This window comes from Thermoleptolyngbya sp. PKUAC-SCTB121 (assembly GCF_016919485.1).
GTDB classification, from domain to species: domain Bacteria; phylum Cyanobacteriota; class Cyanobacteriia; order Elainellales; family Elainellaceae; genus Thermoleptolyngbya; species Thermoleptolyngbya sichuanensis.
Genome location: NZ_CP070366.1, coordinates 2,570,089 through 2,596,358 on the forward strand (window position 1 = coordinate 2,570,089; position 26,270 = coordinate 2,596,358).

Genomic DNA, 26,270 nt, shown 5'->3' on the forward strand with positions numbered 1-26,270 from the left:
TAAGTCCTAATCCAGAAAGATGCCAGATACCTTCTAGAAAATAAAGTGACGAGCTTGCAGGGTGTTTGCATTTACGGCTTCTAGCACGCCCAAGGTCGCAAACTGACCCCCAATTTTGACATCCACTTGAGTATCTGCACCCACCTGACGGAGACGGATGTTACTCATGGAGCCATGACCTCGGAAGATGGCTCGCAGGTCGATGCGATCGCGCACAATCTCAAAGTCCGTGATGACATCGCCAAATTCAGACTTCGAGCGATAGATAAAGAGGTCATTGCCTTGTCCACCAGTGAGGCGATCGCGTCCTGCACCGCCGATGATCCGGTCGTTGCCGCGGCCTCCGTTAATCACGTCGTCGCCTTCGTCACCTACTAGCAAATCGTTGCCACCGCCGCCGTTTAGCGTATCCCGACCCGTGCCGCCAAAAATCCGATCTCGACCACGCCCCCCATTGAGGAGGTCATCGCCTGCTCGACCGTGGATCAGGTCGTTGCCGCCGCCGCCGTTAATGATGTCATTCCCATCCCCGCCATCTAGGTCATCGTTTCCAGTGCCGCCGTTGAGGATATCGTCACCTTCATCCCCTCGCAAAACATCAGGATCGCTGCCACCGTTGATGATGTCGTTTCCGCCCCGACCATTGATAATATCTCGGTCGCTAAATCCGTTTAACACATCATCCCCGTCGGTTCCGATGATGGTGTCTGACCCTGAGGAGCCGTTGATGATATTCTGGGACGCAATTTCAATCGTGGTTGTCGCAGGCGGGCTGGTCAGCGTGCCATTGCTGACGACCACCGTGATAGTGCGATTGGTGGTATCTACAGAGCGGGCGGAGTTGTTGTAGGTGATGGTGGCGATCGCCCGCTTATAATCCGCTAGGGATGCCGCACCGCTCAAAATTAGCTGACCCGTCGCAGGGTTGTAGGCAGAGGCGGTAATCCCCGGCGGCAGGGCACCCCGAATGCTAAGGCTCTCCAAGGTACCATTCGGTCGATTGACCAATGTAATCACAGCCTGCTGAAGAATCGTGCTGCCAGCGCTATTAATCGTCAGGTCAATATCAGCAACCGGCGCTGGAAATCCTTGCACAAAGCGGGTCTGATAATCCCGCCCAGAAACACCACTACTATCGTCTGCATCCAAATCAATCGTAAGTGCAGGATTTCCATCCGTCCCTGTGACTGTAATGCTCAGGGTCGAGGTGTCAGTGCCACCGTTGCCATCGCTGACAGTGTAAGTCACAGGCGGCACTGGCCCTGTATATCCCGTCGCTGGAGTAAACGTAAACGTGCCGTTCGCGTTAATAGTCAGCGTGCCAATCCCCGGCAGGTTGGCCGTTTGTCCAGCAGTGAACTTGGTTGTGCCAATAGTGAACTCGGTGATGCTGAGCGTGTCGCCATCGGCATCTGTCGCATTACTCAGTAGATTGCCGCTCAGCGGGTTGTCTCTTGCCACACTGAGGGTCTCATTGCCGTCAATAGGGGCGCTATTGGCAGGAATAACTGTGATGCTGAGCGTAGATACATCCGTCGTCTCGCTACTATCCATGACGGTGTAAATCACAGGCGGCACCGGCCCAACATAGCCCGTAACCGGAATAAACGTGAACGTACCGTCTGTGTTAATGGTCAGTGTGCCAATGCCTGGAATTGTGGCAGTATCGCCTGCACTGTAATAAGTATCACCGTCAATTGTGAACTCGATAACGCTAAGTGCATCACCATCTGCATCTGTTGCGTTGTCTAGCAAATTGCCACTTAGCGGGGTATTTTTGGCGACGCTGAGAGTCTCGTCATCATCGATGGGTGGATCGTTGACTGGAGTAACGGTAATGCTCAGCGTTGAAGTGTCTGTCCCGCCGTTGCCATCGCTAACCACATAGCTCACAGGCGGCACGGGGCCGTTGTAGTTTGGCGCTGGGGTAAAGGTGAATGTGCCATTGGCGTTGATGGTCAGCGTCCCTACGCCAGGAATGTTGGCGGTGTCCCCGGCGGTGTAGGTGGTACTGCCGATGGTGAACTGGGTGATGCTGAGGGTGTCGCCGTCCACATCCGTCGCATTCGACAGCAAATTGCCACTCAGCGGAGTGTCTTCTGCAACGCTGAGGGTTTCGTTTCCATCGACGGGTGGATCGTTGACTGGAGTAACCGTGATGCTCAGCGTTGAAGTGTCTGTCCCGCCGTTGCCATCGCTAACCACATAGCTCACAGGCGGCACGGGGCCGTTGTAGTTTGGCGCTGGGGTAAAGGTGAATGTGCCATTGGCGTTGATGGTCAGCGTCCCTACGCCAGGAATGTTGGCGGTGTCCCCGGCGGTGTAGGTGGTACTGCCGATGGTGAACTGGGTGATGCTGAGGGTGTCGCCGTCCACATCCGTCGCATTCGACAGCAAATTGCCACTCAGCGGAGTGTCTTCTGCAACGCTGAGGTTCTCATTGCCATCGACGGGTGGATCGTTGACTGGAGTAACGGTAATGCTCAGCGTTGAAGTGTCTGTCCCGCCGTTGCCATCGCTAACCACATAGCTCACAGGCGGCACGGGGCCGTTGTAGTTTAGCGCTGGGGTGAAGGTGAACGTGCCATTGGCGTTAATGGTCAGCGTCCCTACGCCGGGAATGTTGGCGGTGTCTCCAGCGGTGTAGGTGGTACTGCCGATGGTGAACTGGGTGATGCTGAGGGTGTCGCCATCCACATCCGTCGCATTCGACAGCAAATTGCCACTCAGCGGAGTGTCTTCTGCAACGCTGAGGTTCTCATTGCCATCGACGGGTGGATCGTTGACTGGAGTAACGGTAATGCTCAGCGTTGAAGTGTCTGTCCCGCCGTTGCCATCGCTAACCACATAGCTCACAGGCGGCACGGGGCCGTTGTAGTTTGGCGCTGGGGTAAAGGTGAATGTGCCATTGGCGTTGATGGTCAGCGTCCCTACGCCGGGAATGTTGGCGGTGTCCCCGGCGGTGTAGGTGGTACTGCCGATGGTGAACTGGGTGATGCTGAGGGTATCGCCGTCCACATCCGTCGCATTCGACAGCAAATTGCCACTCAGCGGAGTGTCTTCTGCAACGCTGAGGTTCTCATTGCCATCGACGGGTGGATCGTTGACTGGAGTAACGGTAATGCTCAGCGTTGAAGTGTCTGTCCCGCCGTTGCCATCGCTAACCACATAGCTCACAGGCGGCACGGGGCCGTTGTAGTTTGGCGCTGGGGTAAAGGTGAATGTGCCATTGGCGTTGATGGTCAGCGTCCCTACGCCAGGAATGTTGGCGGTGTCCCCGGCGGTGTAGGTGGTACTGCCGATGGTGAACTGGGTGATGCTGAGGGTGTCGCCATCCACATCCGTCGCGTTGCTCAGCAGGTTCCCAGTTAACGGGTTGTCTTCTGCGACGCTAAGAGTTTCGTCGCCGTCAATCGGTGGATCGTTGACTGGAGTAACGGTAATGCTCAGCGTTGAAGTGTCTGTCCCGCCGTTACCATCGCCAACCACATAGCTCACAGGCGGCACGGGGCCGTTGTAGTTTGGCGCTGGGGTAAAGGTGAATGTGCCATTGGCGTTGATGGTCAGCGTCCCTACGCCAGGAATGTTGGCGGTGTCCCCGGCGGTGTAGGTGGTACTGCCGATGGTGAACTGGGTGATGCTGAGGGTGTCGCCATCCACATCCGTCGCGTTGCTCAGCAGGTTCCCAGTTAACGGGTTGTCTTCTGCGACGCTAAGGTTCTCATCGTCGTCTACAGGAGGATTGTTAACCGAGGAAACGCTGATGCCGATGGTAGAAGTAACCGTGTTGCTGTTTTGCGCGCCGTCATTGGCAACAAAGGAGAAAACACGAGGCGTTGTGTTGGGGGACGAAGCTGTGTTGTTGTATTGAAGGGATTGCAGCAGGGCGCTTACGGCTGCGTTGGAAAGATCGCCGCCGCCGTTCCGAGTAATTGTGAGGGTAGCGGTTGTCCCAGACACAGCAACGCTGACTGCAAAGGTCGTGGAGCCGATCGTCACGGTTCCACTGTTAGCAGTCCCTAGGATGAAAGGTGTGCCGCCGATGATGAGGGCTTCGCTGTTGCCATTGGGGGCGTTGACGGAGATGGTGAGCGTTTCGATATCTGCACCGCTGTTGTTGGGGTCGAAGCCAGAGGCATTCGGCGCTGTGATGGCAACCGCACTGCCTGTGAAGGTCGCCTGAAAGTTGAAATCATCCGGGCCACCCGTGATATTAAAGGGGTCGAGGTTGAGAGTAGGAGCCAAATTGCTACCACTCTTCACAAAGATGCCGCCGCCTGCCACCAAATCCAGGCCCCCTTGTCCTGAGGCACTAGAACTGTTCAGAACTGCATCAGTCAAGTTCACTAAGTCCGTACCCACATCATTGGGGAAGACGGAGTAGCCAAAGAAGGTTTGCCCTGCGCCAATACCCAGGGCCGAATAGCTCAGAAAGACCCCCTTGATGTTTTGAGAACCGATATTAGAACTGAAACGAGGATTGCCCCCTGACCCCATGTCATTCAGCACGGCAGTGGCCAGGTTGAAGCTTGAAGCTCCCCAGGCAGTTGCAGACACGACCTGTAGGGGCCCGTAGGCAGTTGGATTGCCGCTGGCATCTACGGCTGTAATTGCAGCAATCGTCAGTGGGTCGTTGCCTCCGCGCTCTAGCAGAAGGAAGCCGATGTCGTTGAGGTTGGCGGCGATGGGAGCCGTGAGGCCACCGCTGGCAATGAAGTCGATCCGTTCGATGTTGTTGATGTTGTTGTCGCCCTGATTGGCAAAAATGTTATCAACCCCTCGGTTGATGACAGTGCCCAGGAGCGCCTCCTCCATCGTGTTGATTCGAGACGGTTTCAGGTTGAGGACGTTGCCACTTGCATTAAGGTTCTGTATTTCGTACCAAAAGATCTGACGACCCCCAGCGTTGGAGACATTTGCATTGGGGACGCGCCGGAGCTTGAGCTGATCGACAAGCTGGACAAGGTTGTAGGTGGATGATGCAGCGGTGAAGCCAGAAATGACGAGATTGTTGTTGGTGCCGACTGGAAAGTTGTAGGTGTAGGGTTCGTTGGCAGTGCCGTCGCCATCGGGGTTGCCGAGTTCGTTGGCAGTGTAGGTGCTGGCGTTGTCCGGGAGGTCTACATAGTTGGCGATGATGCCGCTGATGCTCACGGGAGCCAGAAGACCCGGATAGCGATGGGCGGCTGCCGTCGCAAAGGGCAGGGCGATCGGGAAAGCGCTCGTTTGGGTATCGAGATGCCAAGTGCCACCGAGGGCCGCATTGCCCACGGGACCTGAGGATGCTGCGATGTTGGCCCCCGTGAGGCGATGGAGGCTTTCGACAAAGGCGGTGCCAACTTCACCCGCAGCCACGTTGCAACTGTAGAGCAACAGGTCTAGGGGAGCTTGGGAGATTTTCCGGCGCTGACGGATACGGCGCAGGGCTTCCTGGTAAGCCTGGAGGGTATCCTGGCTCAGTTGGGTATTTCCCAAAAAGATGCGGCCAGGTGCGCCGTGGGCCAGGATATGAACCTGCTGGAGATGGGGGAACTGCTGTAGCCACTGAATGAGTGTTTCGACCCCATTTTGAGTACGGTCAATGACTGCAACTTTAATGTGCTTGCTGGTGTTTTGAAGAAGTTGCTGGACGTTTTCGACCGCTGAGTCCACAAGGAGAAGAGAGATTCCTACTGTATCCATATGACCTTGAAAAATCTAGCTACTTTTGTCCTTGCTTAAGCCTCAATTAAGCTTTTGTCTAGGTTTCTTTTTCTGAAGCAATCGCAGTGAGACGGCTCTAGCAAGTCGGCTCAAGTGAAGCTTCAGGAGATGGCAAGCTGCAAGCAGCAGATACCCAGAAGCGCTTGCTTGCGGTCTTTTGTAGGAAGGCTCGAACAGTGCTGGAACACAAGTCGTGCCTAGATGCACCCGCTAATAACGCTATCTATCTACGTGCTGATTGTCTCCACTCGCTGGATTCTGCTAAGGCAGAAGGCACCTCAAAGAGCGGATGTGCAGCTAGAGATGGGTATGTCAAGCTTAGGTAGAAAGCTAACTAAGGGCAATTGCCTGCCCTTCGAATGCCCGCGAGATAAATGCGGCACCGATCAGTAGTTCAGCAGTTCAGCTTTTGTATTATAATATACATCAGTCCCTCAATCTAAAGTACCCTATCCGTCGAGATTTCTTGCATAAGTGGATTCACGTGTAGACAGCTTTGTCACAGCTATTTGGAGGAATAAAAATACGTGTTTTTACGGGTGGCTCAAGATTAGGGATCGAGGGGGCGATGGTGATTCGAGAATTATGTGGGTTATCACGGCAGCGGTTTCTATTAGTTTTATTAATTGAGGTGATAAATTTTCTGCAAGGCGGCAAGGCATTCGTAATTTCGCTGGGAAACTAGCATAAAAACCTAGCGAATGCATGGCAAAATCTTTATGGAGAATCTCGATTGCGGGTTTGAGTTGCTTCTCCCTGAATCCCTTTGAGCGGAACAAATTCACAAAGCCACCTTGTGCCCGTCCAAATCGCGGACAAAGCAGCCGTAGTAGGCGGGGCTGTAGTGTGGGCGGGGGCCAGGTTCTCCGTCTGACGTGCCGCCTGCGGCGATCGCTGCCTCATAGAAAGCATGAACTGCCTCCTTGCTTGCCGCGATGAAGGCGACATGCACCCCGTTGCCTGTGGAAGCAGGCTGCTCATTGAACGGGGTCTGAATCCAAAATTCGGGAAACAGCTTGCCGTAGGCCGCAGCGCCGGGAAATTCCTCAATCTTGCGGCAGCCCAGCGTTGGTAGCACCTGGTCATAGAAAGCGACAGCCTGCTCGAACTGGTTCGTGCCCAGGGAAACGTGAGAGAGGATGCTGGGAGTGTCCATGATAGGGAGCGCTAAGAGCTAATTTGTAAAGGAGCCTGAAAGCCTTGTTAATCAAGGATTTCCGAGAAACCGCTTTTCCTGGGCAAACATGACCTCAAAGCCACACATGCCAAGAGTTTCAGGCTTCTTAAGATTTGCTTCATAAATTAGCTCTAAGGGGACGCTGGGGAGGTGGAGGGATTGTTAGTACAGTCAGAGGGTAACTTAACAGTACAGAGGCATGAATAGTACAGAAGTACGAGTTCCTGGGGCGATCGCCGTTAAAAAGCTTAACTTTTGCCGCCAATTGGTCTGTTTGGCTACGCCCCGTGCTACATTCTGCGAGTTAAAAGAAGAGGGTTGATTTTGCTGCCTTTCATCTTCAAGCAGCAACGCTATCCCTTGACTCCTGACCCCCAAACTCCAGCTATGAGCTATCGCATGGATCGCCGCGCCTATGCGGAAACCTTTGGCCCAACCGTGGGCGATCGCGTCCGTCTGGCCGATACCGAACTGATTATCGAAGTCGAGCAAGACTTTACCACCTACGGCGACGAGGTGAAATTTGGCGGCGGCAAGGTGATCCGCGACGGCATGGGGCAATCGCCCATTTCCCGCGAAGATGGTGCAGTGGATGCGGTAATTACCAATGCGCTGATTTTGGACTGGTGGGGCATTGTCAAAGCCGATGTGGGCATCAAGGACGGGCGCATCGTTGGCATTGGCAAGGCGGGCAATCCTTACATTCAGGACAACGTGACGATTGTGATTGGGCCCTCAACGGAGGCGATCGCCGGAGAAGGCATGATCCTCACAGCAGGCGGCATCGACTCGCACATTCACTTCATCTGTCCGCAGCAGATCGAAGTGGCGATCGCCTCTGGCATTACCACCATGATCGGCGGCGGCACCGGCCCGGCCTCCGGCACCAACGCCACGACTTGCACTCCCGGCGCATGGAATATTCACCGAATGCTAGAAGCAGCAGAAGCCTTTCCGATGAACCTGGGCTTCTTGGGCAAAGGCAACAGCGCCAAGCCAGAAGGACTGCGGGAACAGGTGGAAGCCGGAGCCATTGGGCTAAAGCTGCACGAAGACTGGGGCACAGCCCCAGCGGCGATCGACACCTGCCTTAGCGTGGCTGAAGAATACGATGTGCAGGTTGCCATCCATACCGACACGCTAAACGAAGCGGGCTTTGTGGAAGACACCCTCGCCGCCTTTAAGGGGCGCTGCATCCACACCTACCACACCGAAGGCGCGGGCGGCGGCCACGCGCCAGATATTATCAAAGTCTGCGGCGAACTGAACGTGCTGCCCTCCTCCACCAACCCCACCCGCCCCTACACGGTGAACACGCTGGAGGAACACCTGGATATGCTAATGGTGTGCCACCACCTCGATCGCGGCATCCCCGAAGACGTGGCCTTCGCCGAGTCGCGCATCCGTCGGGAAACCATTGCCGCTGAGGATATTTTGCACGACCTGGGAGCCTTCAGCATTATCTCGTCCGACTCGCAGGCCATGGGCCGCATCGGCGAAGTGATCACTCGCACCTGGCAAACGGGGCACAAAATGAAGGTGCAGCGGGGTCCACTGTTGCAGGATTCCGAGCGCAACGACAACTTCCGCGCCAAGCGCTACGTGGCCAAGTACACGATCAATCCGGCTATCGTTCACGGCATTTCTGATTACGTTGGCTCGGTGGAAGTGGGCAAAATTGCCGACCTCTGTCTGTGGCGACCCGCTTTCTTTGGCGTGAAGCCAGAGCTAGTCATCAAGGGCGGACTGATTGCCTGGGCGCAGATGGGCGATGCCAACGCCAGCATCCCCACGCCGCAGCCTGTTCACATGCGGCCGATGTTTGCCAGCTATGGAGGGGCGATCGCTAACACGTCCTTTACCTTTCTGTCTAAGGCTGGTGTGCAAAACGGCATCCCCGAAATGCTGAAGCTCCAGCGCGAAGTGTTGCCCGTGTCCAACATTCGCCAGGTGACCAAAAAAGATCTGAAGCTGAATGACTACACGCCGCGCATTGAGGTCGATCCCGAAACCTACGAAGTCCGCGCCGATGGGGAACTGCTGACCTGCGAACCTGCCACCGTGCTGCCGATGGCCCAGCGCTATTTCCTGTTTTAAGCAAGTTGAGCCATTCAGCTTCATATTCCCGATTGCCGAATCGGTCATTTGCATAGGTCAGTTGAAGAAGTGGCCTATCCCACCGGGCACTTGAGGAACTGTCATAGGATTTGGCTAGTCCTCAAAAATAAATGACACGATCAAATCATCGAGCAGGTGGGCTCGCGCTGGTTACTGGAATTGCCGAAGCGACGGATCGATCATGATTTACCCATGATTCACCCGTTGGGCTTTGGGCAGAGGATGACGGATTTCGGACGGGTTTGGAAGAAAGCTGGGAAGCAGGGTGGCCCCGAAATCAATCCCGAAATTAATTCAGTGGCGATCGCCCCTCTCGCGGAGCGTATGGGGAGTAGATAGGAACATGACACGTAAAGCAGCCTTTCAAAAGAGCAGATTTCATATCAACTGGCAGATTGTGCCCACGGCCGCGCTGGGCGTGCTGGCTATGTCGCTAGCGGCGATGGCCCAGGTCACCACACCGCTGCAAGGAGAGCAGGTGATTAGCGGCACTTCTGGCGGGTCGCAGGCTAGCAGTTGCGGCTTTGTGAGCGATCGCCCCGTGCAGACCGTGCGCGTTACCGAGGCCTTTACCTCGCTGCGGTTTCGCGTCGAGGGTGGTGGCCGCCCCACGCTGCTGATTTTGGGAGCCGATGGCAGCGTCAAGGGCTGTGCCCGCGCCACCAACTTGTCTAATGGCGTGATCGAAGCGTCGGGGGCCTGGGAGCGTGGCAATTACTCGGTATTCGTCGGCGATCTAGAGCGAGGCAGCCGCCATCCCTTCAGCCTGACAATTGTGCAGAACTAGCGTGCAGAACTAGCTTGCAAAACTGGCTGCAAAACTGGGCAGTCGTCTCAACGTCACCCGGTTGAGGAGGATGATTTGAGGAGGATGATTTAGGACGCTTGGCTCGGATGTCTGGCTGTGGGCGATCGCCCCCACCTAGCAACGGAGAAGTCTGTCCACAGCGGGAACCGCAGGCTACGGTTCTGCGTCAAGCTTAGAAGCCTGGAGGTTTTCCTGAAAATCGACACTTGGAAACTTGTGTGAAAACTAGCGCTTGAGGTTGCGCTGGAGGTTGCGTTTAAGGTGCGCTCGGTGCGTTAGGGTGGGGATGGGGTTGCCGTCCTCACCCGATTTTTTTGGAGGGAGTGCGGCGCGATGTCAAATCTCATCCAAATCTCATCACTGTTATCCCAATACCCCAAGCCCCCTCGTCTCTCAAGCCTAAAATGCAACTCGCCAATCGCCTCCAACCGCTGCGTACCAATGTCTTTGCCGATATGGATCGGGCCAAGGCGCGGGCCCGGGCGCTGGGCCGCGATGTAATAGACCTGTCGCTGGGATCGTCGGATTTGCCCACGCCGCCCCATGTGCTAGAGGCGATCGCCCAATCGCTGCCCGACCCCAGCACCCACGGCTACCTGCTGTTTCACGGCACGCGGGCCTTTCGAGAAGCAGCGGCGCAGTGGTATATGCAGAAATTTGGCGTTGCAGTAGACCCCGAAACGGAGGTGCTGCCGCTGGTCGGTTCTCAGGAAGGCACGGCGCATTTGCCGCTGGCAGTGCTAAATCCGGGCGATTTTGCCCTACTGCTCGATCCGGGCTATCCATCCCATGCGGGCGGCGTGTATTTGGCGGGCGGGCAGATTTATCCCATGCCGCTGCGGGCGGAAAATGGATTCCTGCCTGTGTTTGACGATGTGCCTCCGCCCGTGCTGGCGCAGGCGCGGATGATGGTGCTGAGCTATCCGCATAATCCCACAGCGGCGATCGCCCCGCTCTCGTTTTTCCAGCAGGCGGTCGAGTTTTGCCAGCGGCATGACCTAGTGCTGGTTCACGATTTTCCCTACGCAGATTTGCACTTTAGCGCCACGCCGCCGCCCTCGGTGCTGCAAGCCGATCCGCAAAAGCGCTGCTCTATCGAGTTTTTCACGATGTCCAAGTCCTACAACATGGGCGGCTTTCGCGTGGGCTATGCGATTGGCAACGCGGAGCTGATTCTGGCGCTGCGGCAGGTAAAAGCAGCGGTGGATTTCAACCAATATCGCGGCATCTTGAATGGGGCGATCGCCGCGCTGACGGGCCCCCAAGACACCGTGCAAACTGTGGTAGACACCTTCCGGCAGCGGCGCGATGTGTTCCTCAGCGCCCTCCACCGCATCGGCTGGGCTGTGCCCATTCCCCACACCGCCATGTACGTTTGGGCAAAGCTGCCGGAACCCTGGGGCGATCGCTCTGTCGATTTTTGCACTCAGTTGGTCGAAGCCACGGGCGTTGCCGTTTCCCCTGGCGCAGGCTTTGGCAAATCCGGCGAGGGCTATGTCCGCTTTGCCTTGGTTCACGACCCCGCTATTTTGGAAACCGCCGTAGACCGCATCGCAAGTTTCCTGACGCAATAGGAGAAACTTTTGCAGATTGAATTTCGTCTGCTAGAGAGGTAATCATTTAGCACGAAGTAGGACAAGATGCGGCGGGAAAGCAGGTCAGGCGCTAGCGGCGATCGCCCTAATCATCGCCAAAGTTACTTTTTTTATCTTACCTGGCTTGGCCCACTGGCGCTGCTGCTGGGAGCGCTCTACGTTTTTTTCAATCTGTTTGCACCGGGCTGGGCGGGCTTTTTTGCCTGGTTTCTCAGCCTGGAGTTGGTGCTGATCGTTCATTTGGCGGCGGCGGCGGCGCTGGTGGGGGTGGCGCTGCTGCTGCGCGTTCAAGGGCGATCGCTCGACCGCTGGTTTTGGCGCGGACTGGCTTATTATGCGCTGCTGCCGCTGCTGGGATTTGCGATCGCCCTTTGGCTCCAGGGCGCAGGCCCGGCGTGGCAGTCGGTGGTCAACCTGTTTCAATTTCCAGTTTTATCCGACTGGCTAGGCCGATAATTCCAGACTTTTCATTCCAGACTTTCCACTAATGTTTGCGACCCAAAATCCAGGGCATGAGCGCAAACAAAAGCAGCATTCCATAATAAACTGTTCCGGAAATCGCATCGCGTGACGTGATTACTTCTAGCGGCTGCATTCCTCGCAAAAACACGCCAACTCCAAAGTCGGCAATTAGCATAAACAACAGCGCAATAAACCCAACTCCTAATCTTTGAAATGGCTCTGCGCTGCTGAGATATTGCTGATTTATCCACGGGGCTGCGATCAGAATCGCAACCAGCATAAAGGGCATCTCTAATAGCTCTGCGGTGCGCTCTCCAAGGCGCGGCACGATTAATAAAACCCGGATTGTTCCTAACAAAAACCCGGTGGCAAATAGACAGGCAAAATAGGCGATCGCCGGTTTAAGTAGGTTCATCATTCGTCAACCTCTGCGGCTGATAGTTCCTCCAGCATAAAGCCCAACAAGTCGCAGCCCTGACTGCCTGACACATCTTTTTATGCGGACTGCCCGGGTGTCGGCTGGCAGCACAAGGATTGAATTCTAGAAAACCAAATGCGGTCATAATAGTGGGCTTCAGCTTTTTTAGAGGCAAAACAGGGTTCAGGGTCAACGGTAAATAGGGCAATCAGCTGAAGCAGTGTTCGCCCTTTATTGACGGCACCCTTGAGCCAGCGCAAACCTATGTTGAGATAGCTAATCCCTCGCCTCCAGTGCGGGTCAACCTGGCAGCGTAGCCCATCGAGTTGCACCGCCATGCCCTGGGTCGTGCCATCAAGGATAGCGATCGCCGCGACCAGATAGAGGCGTTCGAGAGCCGGAGCGGAGCGGATGCCGGAAGCTTCTAACTCAAAGACACCAGATTTAGAATCGAGGAAAAGCTCCTCGACTCGAAAGCGGAGAGCATATTGCCACAGGGTATTGAGGGAGGGAGACTCATCAGTGATGACCGCCCAGGGTTCCTCGACGCCTTTGACATGAGCCAGCACCAAATTGCAGCGCCAGCGCCCCTCGCTCCAGATTCCCACCCCTTCATAGAGTCGAGCTTCACCTTTGGGAGGCCACAGATAGCCTACCTTAACAGGATGACGGCGCGGACCCTGCACCACTACGTCACTGGGCAAGCGTAAACAATAGTGCCAGCGACTTTGGCTTAGCCACTCCAGCAGGTCATGGTTAGCAAACCCGCGGTCGGCTAACACCATCACATCGGGGTACGACTGCAACAGCCGATGGGCTAACCGCAGCATGGGGAGGTATCGCTTCGTGCTGACGGTGGCACTGGGATGCTCCAAAACCCGCCACAGCAGCGGCACCGCTCGTCCGCAACAGGTAACCGTCAGGTGAATCCTGCAGTAGCGATTCCACAACACCGTCGTATCGAGCGCCAGGTAAAGCCGCCGACCTTGCCAGCGATGGATGGCGGCTAGCACCAGCGGCACGTACAGACTTTTGACCCGCACCCGGCGATTGCCTAGGAAGCGCTGCCACCGGCGTTCGGTGCTTTGCGCCTGACGGGCCCGACTGGGCACATAGGCTTCCCACTGCGGCAGGCTCAACCGACCGCTGCACACCAGGGCCGTCACCATCCACGCCAGCGCTTTGAGGTGGCGCAGGTCGCGGGCATTACTGGATTGACGCAATAACGACAGCACTTGATCATAGAGGCAGGTGGTGGCTGGCATGATACAGACCCTGAGATGACGCAAATTTCAGCGTCTCATGTCAGCTCACCTTTTCCCTCTGTTGACGAGGTCTCAACTCTTTCAACCACTTGTGTCAGGCAGTCAGGTGGCGCGGTTTAACCCAGTGAATCCTTCAACAGCAGGAAATAGAATTAAGCCACGTGTGGAATACGATGTCCAGCAGGTTGTGCCGTTTTCTGCTCCGGGCCCTGTTCGCTACTTGTTGCGTCCTGTCTTTTTCCTGGTTGATCTGGTCGTGGGTCTGTTAATCACACTTTCTAAAGCTGCTGGCAGCCTGATTCGCCTGATTATTGACCCTGGCAATCGGCTGTTTGTGCCGTCGGATGACGATGAAGATGATGACACCGATCAAAAGCCGCCAGAAGAAAACATTCCGCAGTAAAAGCGTTTGTGGCGGTTGGTTCTAAACAACCAATAAGAACCAATAAGGGGAAAACCGGTGAAGCAGACTATGCCCTTCTGGAAATTGCGCTGGCTTTTGAGTCGCAAGTCTCTGAGCAGCGCGATCGCCCTTGTCTTTTGGGGATGGGTGCTGGGCGATCGCGCTTTCGGTCGCCCCATCGCCGACAACAGCCTCGGCACAGAGTCTTCACGGGTGGAGCCTGTGTCTGGGATGAATTTTCAGATTCACGGCGGGGCACAGCGGGGGCGCAACTTATTTCACAGCTTGCAGCGGCTGGATGTCGAGCGGGGCGGTAGCGTGTTCTTCGTGCCCGATGCAGGGGTGCGGACGATTTTGACTCGTGTGACGGGCGATCGCCGCTCAAATATTCGCGGCACACTGGGGGTTGTGGGAGATGCCAATCTGATTTTAATGAATCCCAACGGCATTCTGTTTGGGCGCAATGCGCGGCTAAACATAGCCGGGTCGTTTGTGGGCACGACGGCAGATGCGATCGCATTTGGTGATCAGGGCTTGTTCAGCGCGCTACCGACAGAAGTGCCTGCCGATTTGACGATCAACCCTTCAGCGCTGCTATATCGCCAGATTGCGCCTGCGCCTATCGAGGTCTATAGTCGCCATCCCAGAAGTTTTGAAGATCCGCCCTTTTTCAGTTTCACAGGCTTGCAAACTGGAGAAGCGCAAAGCCTGTTGCTGGCAGGAGGAGGAGTTATATTAGACGGCGGCATTCTCAGCACGTTAGGGGGAGCAGTTGAGATAGGCGGGCTAAGCCAGCCAGGGCAGGTCGGCTTGCAGTGGCAGCGGGCGGGACAGTCGTTTTCTGCAAGGCCGCGCCTGCGATGGAGTCCTGATGCCAGCCTAGCCGATGTCCGCGTGGTGAATGATGGGCAAATTGTGACTACGGTGCTAAATCCAGCAATAAAGGAGCCGGGAGGAATTGCGATCGCTGCCCGTCGATTAACCGCTCGAAATGCACAGTTTTTAGCAGGCAGCAGCGGAGCCAATGCAGGCGTAATTTCGCTGATTGCCAGTGAGCGGCTTGATCTGCAAAATATTTCTGCCATTGCAACGGAGGCCACAAACGGAAACTCTGGAGACATCACCTTCTCAGCACCAAACATTACCCTGTCAAACACTTACGTTTTCTTCAACACACAAATTGAAGGGAACGCCGGAACGCTGCGAATTCAAGCTAGCGATACCCTAATTCTTCGCAACTCAACGCAACTCCGCAGTGAAGTTGATGGCAGGGGAAACTCTGGCAGCATCATTTTGCGGGCTGGACGCTATCTAGAGATTGACAACAACACTGCCATTGACTTGTTCACTGGCGATGGTCAATTTGGCAACATTGAAGTCTTTAGCGGCGGGGATTTAACGCTGGACAACCAGAGCCGCCTCTCAGCCCAGACTGGGGGAAGCGGAAGCGCAGGCGATGTAGTAGTGCAGGCAACAGGCTCGATTGTGATGCGCGGGATGTCTCAAATCGACAGCTCTTCCTTTGCAAATACTCGCCAGCCTGGTCTTTTTGGCAATGCAGGTAATGTCCGTTTGCAAGCAAGCCATATTCTGCTTGATCAGAAAAGTAAAATTACGACTGTTGTTTCTGTTCCCCAAGGACAGGGGGGAAATGTGATTGTAGAAGGGCGATCGCTCCTCCTCAGAAATGGCAGCAGAATCTCCAGCAGGGCTGACATTGATGAACGCCTTGGCGGTAGCAATGGAGGGAATATTTTTATCAATGCGGATGTGATTGCAGCGGTGGCCTCGGAAAACAGCGACATTGATGCCAGTGCTGTCGATGGGCGGGGTGGATCGGTTGATTTAACCACTCAGGGTCTCTTTGGTATCGTCTTTCGCCCAGCGCCAACTGATCGCAGCGATATCACTGTTAACTCCAGATTCGGGACGGATGGCACAGTCACGATCAACGGGTTAGTGGTTGACCCCAGCCAGGGTCTAGTCGAACTGCCCGCCCAACCTGTAGATGCCTCGCGGCTGATCGCCAGAGGGTGCGGTACAGCAGGCACAGCGATCGCCCTGTCCCAGCGGGAATTTGTCGTCTCTGGGTGGGGCGGGCTACCTGCTGCACCGGGGGACTTGCAAGGAAGTGGGGCGATCGCCGCAAATTGGGCTGATCCAGGATCACCAGGTTATTCCGCTAATCGACCGCTCCGACCCTCCAACCCAGCCCAAACTCTCCCCTCCCCAACGCCCCTCACCGAGGCCCAAGGCTGGATTCGCAACGACAGCGGGCAGGTGCGGCTGGTAGCGGAAGTGCCAATGGCAGCAGGCAGCCAAATCGCCTCAGTAGCCTGCGCGTCCGGTGGGCCCGATTCCCCTGAGTCACACTCCGAATGAGCGTGCTGAAAGCCCCGCGCACCCTGGACTGGAAATCGAAAATCGAAAATTGAAGATCGAAAATTCAAAGAGTGTGCTGAAAGTCCCGCGTACCCTGGAATGGGAATCAAAAATTGAAGATCGAAAATCGAAAACCGAAAATCCCAAGAGCGTGCTGAAGGTTCCATTAACGCTGGACTGGCAATCCAAAATCCAAAATCGCCAATCCAAAATCGCTAACCAAACGGCTACTCATCAATAATGGCGCTCCGATCTAGCAGGAGGAGTTGCCGCAACTGATCGGTGTCGAGTTCGGTGAGCCAGTTTTCGCCCGTGCCGACGACCTGTTCCGAGAGGGCTTTTTTGCTTTCAATTAGGTCGTGGATGCGCTCTTCCAGCGTGCCCGTGCAGACGAACTTGTGAACCTGGACATTGCGGGTTTGCCCGATGCGAAAGGCGCGGTCGGTGGCCTGATTTTCCACGGCGGGGTTCCACCAGCGGTCATAGTGAAAGACGTGGTTGGCGCGAGTCAGGTTTAAACCCACGCCGCCTGCCTTTAGCGACAGGATGAAGATGCGCGGGCCCTGGGGGTCGTTCTGGAAGCGATCGACCATTTCCTCGCGCTGCTTCTTGGAACTGCCGCCGTAGAGGAAGATCACTTCCCGTTTGAACTGCTGTTCTAGATACGCCTGAAGCTGCTTGCCCCACTTGGCAAACTGGGTAAAGATCAGCGTGCGATCGCCCTCCGCCAGCAGTTCCTCCAGCATTTCCGTCAGCCGTTGCAGCTTACCCGACCCAGCCAAAAACGCCGTGGGGGATTCCATCTCTGGGGGAACCCCGCCATCATCTTCGTCCTCTTCTATTTGCAGCAGCACGGGATGGTTGCAGACCTGTTTCAGCCGGGTCAGGAGCGCCAGAATCATGCCGTGGCGCTGGATGCCGTCGGCAGACTCGATCTGTTCCAAAGACCGATCGACAAGGCGCTGATAGATCGCCGCTTGCTCCGCCGTGAGGCCGCAAAAGACGGTCATTTCCTGCTTTTCGGGCAAATCCTGGATGATGTCGCGGTCGGTCTTGAGGCGGCGCAGGATGAAGGGCTGGACGAGCGATCGCAGGATTTTTAGCGAATCTGTGTCGCCATAGCGCTCAATCGGCACGCTGAACCGCCGCTGAAAGAAGTTGCGTGGGCCCAAGTAGCCCGGATTGAGGAAATCCAGAATTGACCATAGCTCCGACAGGCGGTTTTCTACCGGAGTCCCCGTCAGGGCAATCCGAAACTGAGCATCCAACTGACGCACCGCCTGGGATTGTTTGGCTTCCGGGTTTTTAATATTCTGCGCCTCGTCCAGCACCACGCCCTGCCAGGAAACGCGCTTCAGGTCTTTTTCATCGCGGTAGACCAGGGCATAGCTGGTGATCACCAGATGATAACGTTGGGCAGTGCGGGCAAACTCCGCGCCCTGGGGACGCTTGTCGCCATGCTGCACCCACACGCGCAGGCTGGGGCCAAACCGCTTCACTTCTCGCTCCCAGTTGCCTAGCACAGAGGTTGGACAAACAAGCAAGACAGGCTTTTCCAACTGTTCCGTTTCCTGCAAGTGCAGCAGTAGAGCAATGAGCTGAATGGTTTTGCCCAGACCCATGTCGTCCGCGAGGCACGCGCCCAAACCCCACTGCTCTAAAAATGCCAGCCAGGATGTGCCGCGAAGCTGGTAAGGCCGCAACTCGCCCTGAAAGCCTTTCGGCGTAGGAATTAGCGATAGGTTTTGGTTGCCCGTAGTAAGGGTGCTGATCAGATCTTGCAGTGCGCCTGAGGCTTCAAAGCTCACCACGGGCAGCTTTTCGATGGTCTGCGTGTCGCCCGTGCTGATGCGGAGCGCGTCTTCTAGAGACAGCGCCATTTGGTCTTTGCGGCTGGCAAAAAAGTCCTGAGCGGCGCGGATGTCCTGCGGGCGCAGTTCCACCCATTCGCCGTTGATCTCCACCAGCGGCGTGTTCAGCGCCACCAGCCGATCAAATTCTGCCTTGGAAATGCGCTGTCCGCCGATGGTCAGTTCCCATTTGAAATTCAGCAGACTTTTTAGCCCCATGCCCGCGCTGCCTTTGGGGGCTTCGGCACGGACGCTTAGTCCCAGACGGTTTGCCCAGCCCTGCTCCTGCGACAGGCTCGGCGGCAGCACCACGCCAAAGCCGCTATCTTGCAAGCGCCACGCGGTCGAGCGGATGAATTCGTAAACTTGCAGGGGATTCAGTCGGCAAGACTGTGGCTGGGAGGTTTGCAGGCTGGGTTCGAGGACGGGATAGAGGCGGGAAGCCAGGCCCAGCCCGGCCAGCAGCGTTTCCTGGGGATGGGGAATGGTGCGCTCCAGATAGACCAGCCGATCCACCGGGTTGCTCCAGATCGTGCGGGCGCTGAGGAGGAATTCGGGGTCATCGGTGGCTTGCAGGAAGTATTCCAGCGTCCAGTCCGTTTGTCCGGCGGCGGGGGGATGCAGGTAGAAGCAGGTGCGGAAGGCGGCGATTTGCTGGTTTAGCACCGGGGCGATGGGTGCAGTCCACTGGGTCAGCGCAGATTGCAGACGCTCGATGCGGGCAGGCTCGGCGGCGATCGCCCCTTTCTCATCGCCCAGCGCTTGCAGCCATTCTCGCAGGGCAATGTCTTTGGGTAGGGGTGCAGCAGGGAGGGGCTGAGCGGCGATCGCCTCTCGAATTTGCGCCTCCGTCACCCGGTTGAGAAAATCCAGTAGCACCAGCCGCGCCGCCGGAAAGGGGGATTCTGCATCGTCTGCATCGTCTGGGGCGCTATGGGGAAGCTGGTAGGTGCGGCAGGCGGGCGGCATCCGGCGGGAGAACTGCTGGAGGCGCGTCTGATCGACCTCGCTGTCCAGCAGCACTTGCCAGGTGGCGATCGCCGCTCCATCTTGCAGCCGCAGCCCTGGCAAAAACTTGGCCCGCGCCAGCAGATCCAGGCTCCATCGTGCTGCGTGCGACCAAAAGCGCAAATCCCCGCTGATGAAAGAGTCTGCATCGCCCACCGTAGATAGGGGTAGCGAATTCAGCAATTGAAACGCTTCTAGCGGCGACAGCAGCAGCCCCTCGATTTGCCAAGGGTGCAGTTCCAGCGAGGGCGATCGCTCGGTTCTGTCTGTTTCGCCATCGGGCAGTGCAACGGAATACTGCGGCAGGCGAGACGTTTCGCCCTCGCTCTCGTTCACGTAGGTCGGCAAGAAGAGGCGCAGGGTTTGCCAGCGGACTTTGAGAATCGCGGGCGACGGCTCTAGCGTGGCGGTGCGCTTGCGTCCTCGCCCCCTAGCGGAGGGGACGGGTTCTGCCAAGGGCACATCGGCGACTGGCCAAGTAAGCCGATGGGATTGGTCGAGCGATCGCAACAAATCCAACAACTCCGCCCGCGACAGCGCAAAGGGGTGGCGCAGAATACTGCGGGCTGTATCTCCCTCCCCAAGGCGATTCGTTTCGACCCGCCGCCAGGTTTCACCCCAGATCAAAAATTGCCCGCCTGCGGACTGCGCTGATGATTTGCCGGATTCTGAGGTGTTTGGAGAGGAAACCTGGGGCTGAAATAGCCAGCTACCGTGTAAGATTGCCATGCGAGCGGAGAACGATGCAATGAGCAGTGCTGAACTGGGACAAAATGCTGGACAAGACGCGGGAAAGCCTGAAACTGGGAAGATTGAGACAAGGACTGAGACATGGATTGAAATGCAGCCAGAGGCGCAATCTGAGCTTGGTTCACCCCTACCCCTAGCGCTGCCGATTCGGAAAACCTTGCCCAATGGGGCGATCGCCGAACTGGATACCCTGCGCTCAGAAGAAACCGAAGTCGTTCGGGCGCTGCTGAACTATTTTGTAACGTCATCAGGAACCGAAGGATTAACCTATCCCCATGCTCAGCCCCTCTCTCCGTCAGAGTTTGCGGCCTATTGGCTGAGCCGGGATGCATATGTGGTGCGGGCTGTGGGGGATGCACCGCCGCCTGTATCTCAGGATACGTCACCCAAAGAGATGTTAGTCGAAGCGATATCGCAAGAAATGTCGCTCAAAGACCCGTTGCCACAGAATCTATCGTTAGACAAGACCTCAACCGATACTTCACCAAACCGCGCATCGCCTACTAAGCCTGCGCTTGGGGAAGTCTTGGGAGCTTTTTACCTAAAGCCCAACTTTCCCGGTTGGTGCAGTCATATCTGCAATGCTGGCTTCATTGTACAACCTGCCATGCGAGGTCAGGGAATTGGCCGCTGGATGGCAGAAACCATGCTGGCGATCGCCCCCACCAAGGGCTACACCGCCGTCATGTTCAACCTGGTCTTTGCCACCAACGAGCCATCGCTCAACCTGTGGCGATCGCTCGGCTTTTCCACTCTTGGTCGCGTTCCCCAAGCCGCTCGGCTACCCGACGGAGCAAGCGTTGATGCGATTATGCTTTACCGAGCGCTATAAAGTCTGCCACTCTGAAAAGTTGTGCGTCTAGAGTTGCGCGTCTAGAGTTGCGCGTCTAAAGAGTCGCTAATCTACAAGTCTTGCCAATCTCAGCAAGAGAGGGATGTGCTGTAACTATCGGGCGCATCCCAGTTATGCAAGTTTACCCTCATCCCCCAGCCCCTTCTCCCAAAACGGGAGAAGGGAAGCCAGATTGGAAGTCCCTCTCCCCCTTTGGGAGGGGATTTAGGGTGAGGGTTACAAAAGTGGGATATACCCGATGTGCTGTCCCCCGCGTCTGGCCGATCAGACCTCAAGATTCCAGTGTGCAGTTGGGGAATCGCCCTAATTGATTGGCTTCCACAATCGCGTTGCGACACGTCAGGGCGCTCTTGCCCGTCTTTCGAGAAAGCTCACGCAGATTAATCACCGGATGGCTGCTTTCCGCCGCTTGCAGATATAGCTCATAGGCCACTTCCAAAACCTGGTGATTAAGCACTAGGGGCGTGACCGTCGCTTCGACCAGATTAAACACAGGAACCCTCCCAATCCATGAAGCAAAGGTTTAGGCAACAGGGCTGATGTCGATCAGCGTAAGGGGATTGTCACCGAATTTCTGGGCATTTGCTTCTGTAAAAAGGAGGGCTTCTAGGGTCTATCGAAGGGTGGATCGTCGGACTCTAGCGGCTCTGCATCAAACAGCTCTGCATCAAACAGCTCTGCATCAAACGGCTCTGCATCGAACGGCTCTGCATCAAACGGCTCTGCATCAAACGGCTCTGCATCAAATAAATGTGGAGGAAATAACACCGCCAGACTGACGGGCAGATGTCCCACCGCGCTGATAAATTCCTGGGCATCGATGATGTCCTCTTGCAGCCATTCGTGCAGCAGGCAGGCGATCGCCATACAGGCCGCCTCAGTCGGGTCGCTGGGAGCGGGCGTTTCATCGCGCCCATCTTGGCAGAACGGGTTAGACATATGGCACGTTGCTCCTGTGGAATCTGGGGAGAGTCTTTGGGTTTGGGGATACTGATCTGCCCCATACCTATAGGTCTTCACTAAAAATGGATTGAATTACGCATAGAACAGATCACCCGATGCCGCGCCTCATTTCCATGCCCTAAGTGGCGCTACGAAGGAAGCTGCCAGAAGCCCCGCAGATGCTCGACTGGCAATCCAAATCGCAAATCCAAGCTCGAGAATTGATACAGCCCTGACTATCTATCTCGTGGCTATCTATCTAGGAATTACGCAGCGTCATGCAAAATAGTTTCTTGCAGACAGAACACCCGGCTGCTCATCCCCCGGACGGAACTGAATGCCCGTCACCTCTACCAGCAGGTCGTTGTTCGGGCGAAAGGCGGCTCTGTTGTCGTTGACCGAGAGGTAGGTCTGACCCTGAAACTCGAAGAATAGCGCCTGGTTTGCCCTAAGCCGCTGATTTCCGGGCTGGCTGGGGCGCGTGTCGGCGTAGGCAGTACTGACGGCCTGGGCCAGCGTGGTGATGCCTGGTTGGTTGATTACGCCGACGTTAAACAAGGCTCTGGGCAATTCCCGCGTTTTCAGCCGATTGTCAAAATCAAGCTGAATGCGATCGCCCTCGGTGGGGTTAAAGTCGGTTATCCGGTCGGGGGCCCGCAGCAACGAGGTTCGGAGTGCCTGGGTGCGGTTGCGTCCCGAAAATACAAAGCGATCAGCTCCCGCATCGCCCGTCAGCACGTCGGCTCCGGGGCCGCCGATCAGCACGTCCCGCCCCGGGCCGCCTAGCAGCGTATCGTTGCCCGCCTCGCCGCGCAGGGTGTCGTTGCCGCCGCGCCCGTCGATGGTGTCGTTGCCCCGGCCGCCCGTCAGCACGTCGTTGCGATCGCCCCCGATGATGTTTGCGCCGCCGACCGAAAACCCCGGCAGCGGCCGCTTATTAAACGAAAGAATCGTAAGGTTGTCGATTTCGTGGTTGTTGGTCAGCGCCCCCGTCGCCGCCGCAAAGCCAATTTTGAACGTCGCAGGGACGGGGCCATTGCCCGCCTGCACCACGTTGAATCGATCAACCACCACTTCGCCAGGATCATTAAAGTCGCGATCGCCGTTCAGATCGACAAACACTGACAGCAATCCGGCCGGCGACAGTTCAATCTGCACAGCCCGCCGCGCCTGGGTGCGATTCCCCCCCGGATTGTCTAGGCTGATGGGCAGCGTCCGACTGCCCGTGAGGTAGCGATAGTTATTTGCCTCACTGCCGCGCACCCCGACCGAATCTTGCAGCGGCGGTCGCCGTCCCCCCACGCGCCCTTCTGAGGCAATCGAGAAATTGCCCACCGTGTCGAACCCAATGCCCAAGTAACCACCGACCAGACCCGGCTCGGCGTTTCGCGGCGCGTAGCCCAAGGAGCCGCCAAACCCGCCGGCCTGGGTCGGCGTGGCGTTGCCATCCACCAGAAAGAAGCTAATGCCATCGCCGCCACTGCCGCCATAGGCGTAGAGGTCAAAGCTGACGGAAAAGCCTGTGCCCGTGCTGATGGTTTGGGGAAACAGCACGAGAGAACCCTGGTTGGGCTGGGCAGCAGTGAGTTTGAGCAGCGTCATGATGGTGTTTGAAAAGTTTGCAACAAGATGGCTTTTCTGCTTATTAGCTCAGAAAAGCATCCACACAAAACATTGACCCAAGAGGCAATGTAAAGTCTTCTAAAGACTTTTCTCTGGCTAGATTCTCAGGGATTTCCCGGTCTGTCTCGGCAGCTTTTTCGTAAAGATTTAATGAAGCCTCATAAAGTAGAGATGAATTGGAGGCACAGCGCGGAAAGAGCGATCGCCCATCTGCCCTAATTTTGGAGCCAGTTTTGGGGCGATCGCCCTCCCGTCAAGCCGAGTTTCAGATGGTTACAGACGGCTACAAAACGTTTTGCACACTACTATGCCAACCGTGCGCTTCCCTCTTAAATAACTCTAGAAACGGTTCGGCAGCGACTCGCAGGAATATTTCAAAAAGATTCAGCGGGCAAATGACTATCCAGCAATCAACCCAAAGACCACCAGATCAGGGAGCAATGTATGTCAGCGGATCGGCTTCGAGTTCTGTTGTTGATTGAGCAGTGCAATCCGGATCTACCGTCTGTGCCCAGCGTGGGGTATCAATATTTCAGGACAATTTGTGACCGAGTTGATGCGACATTAATCACTCACGACCGCAACCGAGATGCGCTGGAGCGAGTTGCGCCAGATCAGAAGATTTTCTACATTTCCGAAAGCCGCTTGATGCGGCGATATTATCACTTGGTTGATCGTCTGACCGTGATCAACGGCCGAGTGAATTGGCCGCTGCATAACGTGCTGGCTTACTTGCTATACGAGGAATTTAATCATCGAGTTTATCGGCTGTTTCACACCGATGTCCGGCGGGGAAAATATGACCTGGTTCACGCCATTACGCCGATGATGCCGCGCTATCCGGTGAAGCTGGCGCAGGCCTGCGGACAAACGCCGTTTATTCTGGGCCCGGTGAATGGCGGCGTTCCTTTTCCCAGAGGGTTCGGCGCGATCGCCCGCCGGGAATTTTCGTACTTTAACTTTCTGCGGGGGCTGGGTCTGCTGCTGCCAGGATATCGAGCAACCTATCAAAAAGCCGATCGCGTTTTAGCCGGGTCATCCTATACCTTTGGAATGCTGCAAAAGCGGTTTCAATTGGGCGATCGCCTCCGATTGTTTTACGAAAATGGAATTCCGACGGAGTTCTTTGGGCGGGGTGCAAAACGAGAGAAGGGCGATCGCATCAACCTGCTATTTGTCGGTCGTTTGGTGCCCTACAAAGGTGCAGACATTTTGCTAGAAGCGCTGGCAAAGATTAAGCCCCTTGCATTATCGAAAACTCAGCTAACCATCGTCGGGGATGGGGCCGAGCGGGAATATTTAGAAGCGCTAACGCAGCGGCTTGACCTGCAAGACATTGTAGAATTCGCAGGCTGGGTTCCTCATTCAGAAACACATCGGTACTACAGTCAGGCGGACATCTTCTGCTTCCCGTCGATTCGGGAATTTGGCGGAGCGGTGGTGCTGGAGGCGATGGCAGCGGGACTGCCCTGCATCGTTGCCGACAATGGCGGCATCGCCGAATACATGACCCCCAACACGGGCTTTACCCTTCCGCTGCATTCCCGCGAGCATCTGGTGTCTACGCTAGCAGAAAAAATTCAACGGCTAGTGGAAGACGAGGCGCTGCGATTGCGCCTGTCGCAAGGGGCGATCGCCCATGCCCGCCAGTTTGAGTGGGAACACAAGGCAGAACAGATTGTGGCGCTCTATCACGAAGTGCTGGCAGAACGTCGGGTGTTCTCGCCTGCGGAAGCGCTGATCTGAGCAGCATCAACGATCCTAGTGTCTGGGCTGATGTCGATTTTAGATTTTAGATTGGTGATTTTGGATTGCCCGTCACCCTTCCCTCTTCGTCCTTCGTTTTTCGTTATTCCCTCTTCGTTCTTCCCTCTTCCCTCTTCCCCCTTCCTAAACCGACGGACTCAACGCGGTCGGCGGATTCGTCTCTGAACTCGCGGCTCGTGCGGCCATTTCCTTTAGCCGCTTAATCCGTTCTTCAACAGGCGGGTGCGTCATGAACAGCGTCATCAGCCCTTCCCGCGATAGAGGATTCACGACGAATAGCGGCGCAAAGGCAGGATTGCCGTGGATGGGAACCTTCTGTCCTGTCGCTTCCAGGGCCTCCAGAGCGCGAACCAGCGCCAGGGGATCGCCCGTGATCTCGGCGGCTCCGGCATCGGCGGCAAACTCCCGCGTGCGAGAAATCGCCATCTGGATCAGCCCCGCTGCCAGCGGCCCCACCACCAGCAAAAACAAGATTGCCAGGGGATTGTTGCCGCGTCGCCCCGCCCGCGACACTGGAAAATAGAGTGCGCCCAGCGTCAGGATGCGCCCTAGGTAGGTGAGCGATCCGGCCAGGGTTCCCGCCACAGCTTGCGTCAGCGTATCGCGGTTGCGGACGTGGGTGAGTTCATGAGCGATAACGGCATCCAGCTCGTCTGGCGGCAGCAGCTTGATGAGGCCTTTGGTGAGGGCGATCGCCGCGTGATTGGGGTCGCGGCCGGTGGCGAAGGCATTGGGCGACTCTGACGGCACGATATACACCGCAGGCATAGGAAGCCCAGCGCGATCGCACAGTTTTTCAATGCGGTCGTACAGCGCTGGAGCCTCTTCTCGCGGCGTGGGCTTGGCCTGAAACGCCGCCAGTGCTGCCTGGTCGGAATAGTACCAGGAGCCGAAGCTGCTCAGCGCTGCAAATGCCAGCCCGTAATACAGACCCGTTTCATCGCGCACCAGCAAATAGCCCGCCAGCACAATCAAGCCGCTGAGCAAGGCCAGCAGCGCCAGCGTTTTGAACTGATTGATCCCAGCCATAGAACCCTTGTAAGTTCGTGTAAACCTATGTAAATCCGTGTAAATCCGTAGTGCAAACCCAGTCAATCGACAGATTGACTTCGAGTGTTTATAGCATCGCAGATGCCTACCCTGGCA

Annotated in this window: 17 protein-coding genes; 8 read left to right on the top strand and 9 right to left on the bottom strand. The window is 56.3% G+C overall.

The window, feature by feature from the left end; genetic code table 11:
* Window positions 1-33 precede the first annotated feature (33 nt).
* Together JTM80_RS10720 and JTM80_RS10725 are read right to left on the bottom strand one after the other, a co-directional pair.
* Window positions 34-5,652, bottom strand: a complete 5,619-nt coding sequence (locus tag JTM80_RS10720) for a cadherin-like domain-containing protein (RefSeq protein WP_205371170.1) — start codon at window positions 5,650-5,652, stop codon at window positions 34-36.
* Window positions 5,653-6,484: 832 nt separating this feature from the next.
* Window positions 6,485-6,859, bottom strand: a complete 375-nt coding sequence (locus JTM80_RS10725; protein WP_172354933.1) for a VOC family protein — start codon at window positions 6,857-6,859, stop codon at window positions 6,485-6,487.
* Between the two features lie 408 nt (window positions 6,860-7,267).
* Here JTM80_RS10725 and ureC point away from each other — a divergent pair, with 408 nt between their 5' ends.
* The 4 genes from ureC (at window position 7,268) to JTM80_RS10745 (ending at window position 11,857) form a co-directional block, all read left to right on the top strand.
* Window positions 7,268-8,977: an urease subunit alpha gene (gene ureC, locus JTM80_RS10730; protein ID WP_172354931.1), complete on the top strand. Its 1,710-nt coding sequence runs from the start codon at window positions 7,268-7,270 to the stop codon at window positions 8,975-8,977.
* Between the two features lie 364 nt (window positions 8,978-9,341).
* The gene (locus tag JTM80_RS10735; protein WP_172354929.1) at window positions 9,342-9,785 is read left to right on the top strand and encodes a hypothetical protein; all 444 of its coding nucleotides are present in this window, start codon (window positions 9,342-9,344) and stop codon (window positions 9,783-9,785) included.
* Window positions 9,786-10,210: 425 nt separating this feature from the next.
* Entirely contained in the window at window positions 10,211-11,380 is a 1,170-nt protein-coding gene (locus JTM80_RS10740; protein ID WP_172354927.1) for an LL-diaminopimelate aminotransferase, read from the top strand.
* 66 nt (window positions 11,381-11,446) lie between these two features.
* Window positions 11,447-11,857 (top strand): hypothetical protein, encoded by a 411-nt coding sequence (locus JTM80_RS10745; RefSeq protein WP_172354925.1) that lies wholly within the window; start codon window positions 11,447-11,449, stop codon window positions 11,855-11,857.
* A gap of 28 nt (window positions 11,858-11,885) precedes the next feature.
* Here JTM80_RS10745 and JTM80_RS10750 read toward each other — a convergent pair whose 3' ends face one another.
* The gene (locus JTM80_RS10750) at window positions 11,886-12,281 is read right to left on the bottom strand and encodes a hypothetical protein (protein ID WP_172354923.1); all 396 of its coding nucleotides are present in this window, start codon (window positions 12,279-12,281) and stop codon (window positions 11,886-11,888) included.
* 77 nt (window positions 12,282-12,358) lie between these two features.
* Window positions 12,359-13,546: a transposase gene (locus JTM80_RS10755; protein WP_172354921.1), complete on the bottom strand. Its 1,188-nt coding sequence runs from the start codon at window positions 13,544-13,546 to the stop codon at window positions 12,359-12,361.
* A gap of 163 nt (window positions 13,547-13,709) precedes the next feature.
* On the opposite strand from JTM80_RS10755, the gene JTM80_RS10760 reads away from it, so the two are divergent.
* Both JTM80_RS10760 and JTM80_RS10765 read left to right on the top strand, forming a co-directional pair.
* The gene (locus JTM80_RS10760; protein WP_172357769.1) at window positions 13,710-13,949 is read left to right on the top strand and encodes a hypothetical protein; all 240 of its coding nucleotides are present in this window, start codon (window positions 13,710-13,712) and stop codon (window positions 13,947-13,949) included.
* 69 nt (window positions 13,950-14,018) lie between these two features.
* Window positions 14,019-16,331 (top strand): filamentous hemagglutinin N-terminal domain-containing protein, encoded by a 2,313-nt coding sequence (locus tag JTM80_RS10765; RefSeq protein WP_205371171.1) that lies wholly within the window; start codon window positions 14,019-14,021, stop codon window positions 16,329-16,331.
* A gap of 227 nt (window positions 16,332-16,558) precedes the next feature.
* Here the strand turns inward: JTM80_RS10765 and JTM80_RS10770 are convergent, their stop codons facing one another.
* The gene (locus tag JTM80_RS10770) at window positions 16,559-19,918 is read right to left on the bottom strand and encodes an SNF2-related protein (protein WP_172357775.1); all 3,360 of its coding nucleotides are present in this window, start codon (window positions 19,916-19,918) and stop codon (window positions 16,559-16,561) included.
* A 112-nt stretch (window positions 19,919-20,030) separates the two neighbouring features.
* Between JTM80_RS10770 and JTM80_RS23590 the strand changes: the two genes are divergently transcribed.
* Window positions 20,031-20,771: a GNAT family N-acetyltransferase gene (locus JTM80_RS23590; RefSeq protein ID WP_390820382.1), complete on the top strand. Its 741-nt coding sequence runs from the start codon at window positions 20,031-20,033 to the stop codon at window positions 20,769-20,771.
* Window positions 20,772-21,063: 292 nt separating this feature from the next.
* On the opposite strand, the gene JTM80_RS10780 is transcribed toward JTM80_RS23590, so the two are convergent.
* The 3 genes from JTM80_RS10780 to JTM80_RS10790 form a co-directional block, all read right to left on the bottom strand.
* On the bottom strand, window positions 21,064-21,285 hold the full coding sequence (locus tag JTM80_RS10780; RefSeq protein WP_172357777.1) for a hypothetical protein: 222 nt from the start codon (window positions 21,283-21,285) through the stop codon (window positions 21,064-21,066).
* 113 nt (window positions 21,286-21,398) lie between these two features.
* Complete coding sequence (locus tag JTM80_RS10785; RefSeq protein ID WP_172357779.1) at window positions 21,399-21,731, bottom strand: hypothetical protein; 333 nt, start codon at window positions 21,729-21,731, stop codon at window positions 21,399-21,401.
* 279 nt (window positions 21,732-22,010) lie between these two features.
* Complete coding sequence (locus JTM80_RS10790; RefSeq protein WP_205371172.1) at window positions 22,011-23,336, bottom strand: bluetail domain-containing putative surface protein; 1,326 nt, start codon at window positions 23,334-23,336, stop codon at window positions 22,011-22,013.
* 465 nt (window positions 23,337-23,801) lie between these two features.
* On the opposite strand from JTM80_RS10790, the gene JTM80_RS10795 reads away from it, so the two are divergent.
* Window positions 23,802-25,103, top strand: coding sequence for a glycosyltransferase family 4 protein (locus tag JTM80_RS10795; RefSeq protein WP_172357783.1), 1,302 nt, complete (start codon window positions 23,802-23,804; stop codon window positions 25,101-25,103).
* A 144-nt stretch (window positions 25,104-25,247) separates the two neighbouring features.
* On the opposite strand, the gene JTM80_RS10800 is transcribed toward JTM80_RS10795, so the two are convergent.
* On the bottom strand, window positions 25,248-26,153 hold the full coding sequence (locus JTM80_RS10800) for a M48 family metalloprotease (protein ID WP_172357785.1): 906 nt from the start codon (window positions 26,151-26,153) through the stop codon (window positions 25,248-25,250).
* Window positions 26,154-26,270 lie beyond the last annotated feature (117 nt).

What these genes read in the sequence shown, in the direction of transcription:
- JTM80_RS10725 (WP_172354933.1), bottom strand. Translation starts at nt 6,859, where the DNA reads ATGGACACTCCCAGCATCCTCTCTCACGTTTCCCTGGGCACGAACCAG.
- ureC (WP_172354931.1), top strand. Translation starts at nt 7,268, where the DNA reads ATGAGCTATCGCATGGATCGCCGCGCCTATGCGGAAACCTTTGGCCCA.
- JTM80_RS10735 (WP_172354929.1), top strand. Translation starts at nt 9,342, where the DNA reads ATGACACGTAAAGCAGCCTTTCAAAAGAGCAGATTTCATATCAACTGG.
- JTM80_RS10740 (WP_172354927.1), top strand. Translation starts at nt 10,211, where the DNA reads ATGCAACTCGCCAATCGCCTCCAACCGCTGCGTACCAATGTCTTTGCC.
- JTM80_RS10745 (WP_172354925.1), top strand. Translation starts at nt 11,447, where the DNA reads ATGCGGCGGGAAAGCAGGTCAGGCGCTAGCGGCGATCGCCCTAATCAT.
- JTM80_RS10750 (WP_172354923.1), bottom strand. Translation starts at nt 12,281, where the DNA reads ATGATGAACCTACTTAAACCGGCGATCGCCTATTTTGCCTGTCTATTT.
- JTM80_RS10755 (WP_172354921.1), bottom strand. Translation starts at nt 13,546, where the DNA reads ATGCCAGCCACCACCTGCCTCTATGATCAAGTGCTGTCGTTATTGCGT.
- JTM80_RS10765 (WP_205371171.1), top strand. Translation starts at nt 14,019, where the DNA reads ATGCCCTTCTGGAAATTGCGCTGGCTTTTGAGTCGCAAGTCTCTGAGC.
- JTM80_RS10770 (WP_172357775.1), bottom strand. Translation starts at nt 19,918, where the DNA reads ATGGCAATCTTACACGGTAGCTGGCTATTTCAGCCCCAGGTTTCCTCT.
- JTM80_RS23590 (WP_390820382.1), top strand. Translation starts at nt 20,031, where the DNA reads ATGCAGCCAGAGGCGCAATCTGAGCTTGGTTCACCCCTACCCCTAGCG.
- JTM80_RS10785 (WP_172357779.1), bottom strand. Translation starts at nt 21,731, where the DNA reads ATGTCTAACCCGTTCTGCCAAGATGGGCGCGATGAAACGCCCGCTCCC.
- JTM80_RS10790 (WP_205371172.1), bottom strand. Translation starts at nt 23,336, where the DNA reads ATGACGCTGCTCAAACTCACTGCTGCCCAGCCCAACCAGGGTTCTCTC.
- JTM80_RS10795 (WP_172357783.1), top strand. Translation starts at nt 23,802, where the DNA reads ATGTCAGCGGATCGGCTTCGAGTTCTGTTGTTGATTGAGCAGTGCAAT.
- JTM80_RS10800 (WP_172357785.1), bottom strand. Translation starts at nt 26,153, where the DNA reads ATGGCTGGGATCAATCAGTTCAAAACGCTGGCGCTGCTGGCCTTGCTC.